The following is a 4,598-nucleotide window of genomic DNA, read 5'->3' as shown; positions in this document are numbered from 1 at the left end:
TCTTCGACTGGCAGATCGGCGACGAGACGGCGACCGACAAGGCGATCGCAGCGGCGGCGCACGTCACCGAAGTCACGATCCACAACAACCGGCTTTCGCCCAACCCGATGGAGCCGCGCGCGGCCCTTGGCATCTACGACGCCGGCGACGACCACTACACCTGCTATACGACAAGCCAGAACCCGCACGTGGCGCGACTGGTGATGAGCGCCTTCTACAATGTCGCACCGGAAAACAAGCTCCGGGTGATTGCGCCCGACGTCGGCGGCGGCTTCGGCTCGAAGATCTACATCTATCCGGAAGAGATCGTCTGTCTCTGGGCGTCCAAGCGCACCGGCGTTCCGGTCAAGTGGACGTCCGACAGAACCGAGGCGTTCCTCACCGACGCCCACGGCCGTGACCATGTGTCGACCGTAAAGATGGCGTTCGATGTCAACAACCGCATCATCGGGCTCAAGGTCGACACGATCGCCAATCTCGGCGCCTATATGTCGCTCTTTTCCTCGGCGGTGCCGACCTATCTCTATGCGACGCTGCTGTCCGGCCAGTACGACATTGCGGCGATCCACGCCAATGTGCGTACCGTCTACACCAACACGGCGCCGGTCGACGCCTATCGCGGCGCCGGCCGGCCGGAGGCGACCTATCTGCTCGAACGCACCATGGAGACGGCGGCGCGCGAACTCGGCGTTTCGCCGGCGGAACTGAGGCGGATCAATTTCATCCGTTCCTTCCCGCACCAGACGCCGGTGATCATGAATTACGACGCGGGCGACTACGAAGCGTCGCTCAACGCCGCCATGCAGGCGGCCGACTGGAACGGCTTTGCCGCCCGCAAGGCGGACGCCGAGCGCCGCGGCATGAAGCGCGGCATCGGCATGAGCTGCTATATCGAGGCCTGCGGCATTGCGCCGTCGGCGGCGGTCGGTTCGCTCGGCGCCGGCGTCGGCCTGTGGGAATCGGCTGAGGTGCGCGTCAATGCCGTCGGTACGATCGAGGTCCTGACCGGCTCGCACAGCCACGGCCAGGGCCACGAGACAACCTTTGCCCAGCTCGTCGCCGATCGCTTCGGGGTGCCGCTCGACAGCGTCAACATTGTGCATGGCGACACCGACAAGGTGCAGATGGGCATGGGCACCTACGGCTCGCGCTCGGGTGCTGTCGGCATGTCCGCCGTGGTCAAGGCGCTCGACAAGGTGGAGGCGAAGGCGAAGAAGATCGCCGCGCATCTGATGGAGGCGGACGAAAGCGACATCGTCATCGAGAACGGCGAGCTGAAGGTCGCCGGTACCGACAAGTCGGTGCCCTGGTTCCAGATGGCGCTGGCCGCCTACACCGCCCACAACCTGCCCCAGGGCATGGAGCCGGGGCTGAAGGAGGGGGCCTTCTACGATCCCGCCAACTTCACCTTCCCGGCAGGCTGCTACATCTGCGAGGTGGAGGTCGACCCTGACACGGGGCGCACGAGGATCGTCCAGTTCGTCGCCGCCGACGACTTCGGCAACATCATCAACCCGATGATCGTCGAGGGACAGGTGCATGGCGGCATCGCGCAAGGGATCGGCCAGGCGCTGCTCGAGGGCGTGCACTACGACCCGTCCGGCCAGCTGCTGACGGCGAGCTACATGGACTACGCCATGCCGCGCGCCGACGATCTGCCGTCGTTCCAGGTCTCGACCTCGAACACGCCCTGCCCAAACAATCCGCTGGGGATCAAGGGCTGCGGCGAGGCGGGCGCCATCGGCTCGCCACCGGCGCTGATCAACGCCATCACCGACGCCATCGGCAACAACGCACTCACCATGCCGGCGACGCCGCAGAAGGTGTGGGCGGCAGCAAACGCGGCCAAGTGAACGGGAGGACACCTCATGTACGAGACCCAATATCATCGGGCGTCCTCCATCCAGGATGCCGTCAGCCGAATGGAAGCGGCCAGCGAAGGCAAATATGTCTCCGGCGGCATGACACTGATCCCGACGATGAAGCAACGGCTGGCGTCGCCGAGCGATCTCATCGACCTCCGGCACATCGCCGAGATGCAGGGCATCTCGGTCAATGGCCGGATGGTGCGGATCGGCGCTGCCACCACCCACTATGAGGTGGCGTCGTCGGCAGCACTCAAGGCCGTCTGTCCGGCGATCTGCCATCTCGCCAGCCACATCGGCGATCCGCATGTGCGGCACATGGGCACGATCGGCGGCTCGATCGCCAACAACGATCCAGCAGCCGACTACCCGGCGGCGATGCTGGCGCTGGCCGCGATCATCGTCACCAACCGACGCGAGATACCGGCGGACGACTTCTTCACCGGCCTCTTCGAAACGGCGCTGGAAGACAGCGAGATCGTCACCGCGATCACCTTCGATGCGCCGGCCAGGGCCGCCTACCAGAAGTTCGCCAATCCGGCCTCGCGTTACGCGATGACGGGCGTTTTCGTGGCGCGGGCGGATGATGGTGGCGTGCGCGTTGCGGTTACCGGTGCCGGCTCCAACGGTGTGTTCCGCCAGGCGGCCATGGAGGCGGCGCTTGCCGCCAACTGGTCGCCGGATGCGCTCGGCACCATCAGCGTCGATGCATCGGAGCTGCTCTCCGACATTCATGCCGATGCGGCCTATCGCGCCAATCTGGTGAAGGTCATGGCCAAACGCGCCGTGGCTGCGGCATGATCGCCCCGAGCTGCCACACAGACATCGAAAAAGGGCGGCTTCGGCCGTCCTTTTTTCATCCTTGCTTGACTTCGATCAAGCTTGACGTGATGAACATGCACTAAAGCTTTCTTTGGAATGTTTCAAAACTAGGGCTGTTCTGGTTGAAACGGTTTCCGTGAAAGCAGCGAAGATGCTCAGGATCAAAAATGCTAGATCATCTTGGATGCACTCACTGGATGGGCAGGGCTTGAAGGGCCTTTTGCCGCAGGTGGCGGATGCCGGGCATTCCGAGGTTGACCCCAGGCTGCTTTGATTGAAGAAAAGCGGCCGGGCACTGGAGAAAATGATGGATTTCGAGAATTTCTTTAAGAACGAGCTGGACGGGCTGCATCAGGAAGGCCGCTACCGGGTTTTTGCCGACATCGCCCGCCATCGTGGCCAGTTCCCGAAGGCAGCGCGCCACACGGCTGACGGCGTTCAGGAAGTCACCGTCTGGTGTTCGAACGACTATCTCGGCATGGGCCAGCATTCTGTCGTCACCGAGGCGATGAAGCGCGCCATCGACGAATGCGGCGCAGGCGCCGGCGGCACCCGCAACATCTCCGGCACCAACCATTACCACGTCCTGCTTGAGCGCGAGCTCGCGGACCTGCATGGCAAGGAATCGGCGCTGCTGTTTACGTCGGGCTACGTGTCCAACTGGGCCGCGCTTGGAACGCTCTGTTCGAAGATTCCCGGTGTTATCGTCTTCTCAGACGCCGGGAATCACGCTTCGATGATCGAGGGGATCCGTCATTCCAAGTGCGAACGCGTCATCTTCAAGCACAATTCGGTCGCTGACCTCGAAGCCAAGCTGGCCGCCGCCGATCCGCGTGCGCCGAAGCTCATCGCTTTCGAGTCCGTCTATTCGATGGATGGCGACATCGCGCCGATCAAGGAATTCTGCGACCTCGCCGACAAGTACGGCGCCATGACCTATCTCGACGAAGTGCATGCCGTTGGCATGTACGGTCCGCGCGGCGGCGGCATTGCCGAACGCGAAGGCCTGATGCACCGCTTGACCGTCATCGAAGGCACGCTCGGCAAGGCCTTCGGCGTCATGGGCGGTTACATCACCGGCTCGACCGCACTTTGCGATTTCATCCGCTCGTTTGCATCCGGCTTCATCTTCACGACGGCGCTGCCGCCGACGCTTGCCGCCGGTGCGCTTGCTTCGATCCGCCACCTGAAGGAAAGCCAGGTCGAACGCTTCGCCCATCAGGAACGCGTGCGCCGGCTGCGCTCGCTGCTCGACCAGCGCGGAATCCCGCACATGCCGAACCCGAGCCATATCGTGCCGGTCATGGTCGGAGACGCTGCCAAGTGCAAGTGGATCTCGGACCTGCTGCTCGACCATTTCGGCGTCTACGTGCAGCCGATCAACTATCCGACGGTGCCGAAGAAGACCGAGCGCCTGCGCATCACCCCGACGCCGCTCCATTCGGACGCCGACATCGACCATCTGGTCGGAGCGCTTCATTCGCTCTGGTCGCGCTGTGCGCTGGCCCGCGCCGTCGCTTGAGGCGATCGCTCGGTTCGAGCCGGGCGCTGAAAGCTAGAACTTACCGAAGGAGCCCGGCTGCGATATGCCGGGCTTTTTCGTCGGCGGCGAAAACATCGTCCATCGTTGCGGCCGCCGGCAGGTCGGCGAGCCTGTCCATGACCTTTTCGACGATCTCGGCCATGGCGAGGAACCCGGTTCGGCCGGCGATGAAGGCGTCGAGCGCCGTTTCCTTGGCGCCGTTGAGGACCGCACCCTGCACGCCGCCTTCGACCATCGCCCGGCGCGCGAGCCGGATCGCCGGAAAACGCACTTCGTCCGGCGCCTCGAAATCGAGCCGCGACAGCTTGGCGAAATCGAGCCGCTCGATCGGCAGGTTGCAGCGGCTCGGATAGGCGAGCGCATAACCG

3 protein-coding genes and 1 pseudogene are annotated in these 4,598 nt (G+C 63.9%); 3 read left to right on the top strand and 1 reads right to left on the bottom strand.

The genetic code is table 11. The features are described from left to right. The 3 genes from VGO12_RS06930 to hemA form a co-directional block, all read left to right on the top strand. Nucleotides 1-1,853, top strand: a 1,853-nt coding sequence (locus VGO12_RS06930; protein ID WP_327511988.1) for a xanthine dehydrogenase family protein molybdopterin-binding subunit, incomplete at its 5' end; no start/stop codon positions are given. Between the two features lie 15 nt (nucleotides 1,854-1,868). Beyond that, entirely contained in the window at nucleotides 1,869-2,666 is a 798-nt protein-coding gene (locus VGO12_RS06925; RefSeq protein WP_327511987.1) for a xanthine dehydrogenase family protein subunit M, read from the top strand. Nucleotides 2,667-2,994: 328 nt separating this feature from the next. After that, a complete protein-coding gene (gene hemA, locus VGO12_RS06920; RefSeq protein ID WP_327511986.1) occupies nucleotides 2,995-4,209 on the top strand; it encodes a 5-aminolevulinate synthase in 1,215 nt (404 codons plus the stop codon). A 40-nt stretch (nucleotides 4,210-4,249) separates the two neighbouring features. Here the strand turns inward: hemA and VGO12_RS06915 are convergent. Beyond that, a pseudogene (locus VGO12_RS06915) lies at nucleotides 4,250-4,598 on the bottom strand (1-deoxy-D-xylulose-5-phosphate reductoisomerase); the annotation flags it as partial.

The sequence above is a fragment of the Ensifer sp. genome (assembly GCF_035999135.1).
Classification (GTDB): Bacteria; Pseudomonadota; Alphaproteobacteria; order Rhizobiales; family Rhizobiaceae; genus Ensifer.
Note: the sequence above shows the minus strand (reverse complement) of the source record. Positions and strands in the feature narration are given on the sequence as shown.

Bases quoted from the DNA above. Each gene is read 5' to 3' on its own strand.
- VGO12_RS06925 (WP_327511987.1), top strand. From the start codon at position 1,869: ATGTACGAGACCCAATATCATCGGGCGTCCTCCATCCAGGATGCCGTC.
- hemA (WP_327511986.1), top strand. From the start codon at position 2,995: ATGGATTTCGAGAATTTCTTTAAGAACGAGCTGGACGGGCTGCATCAG.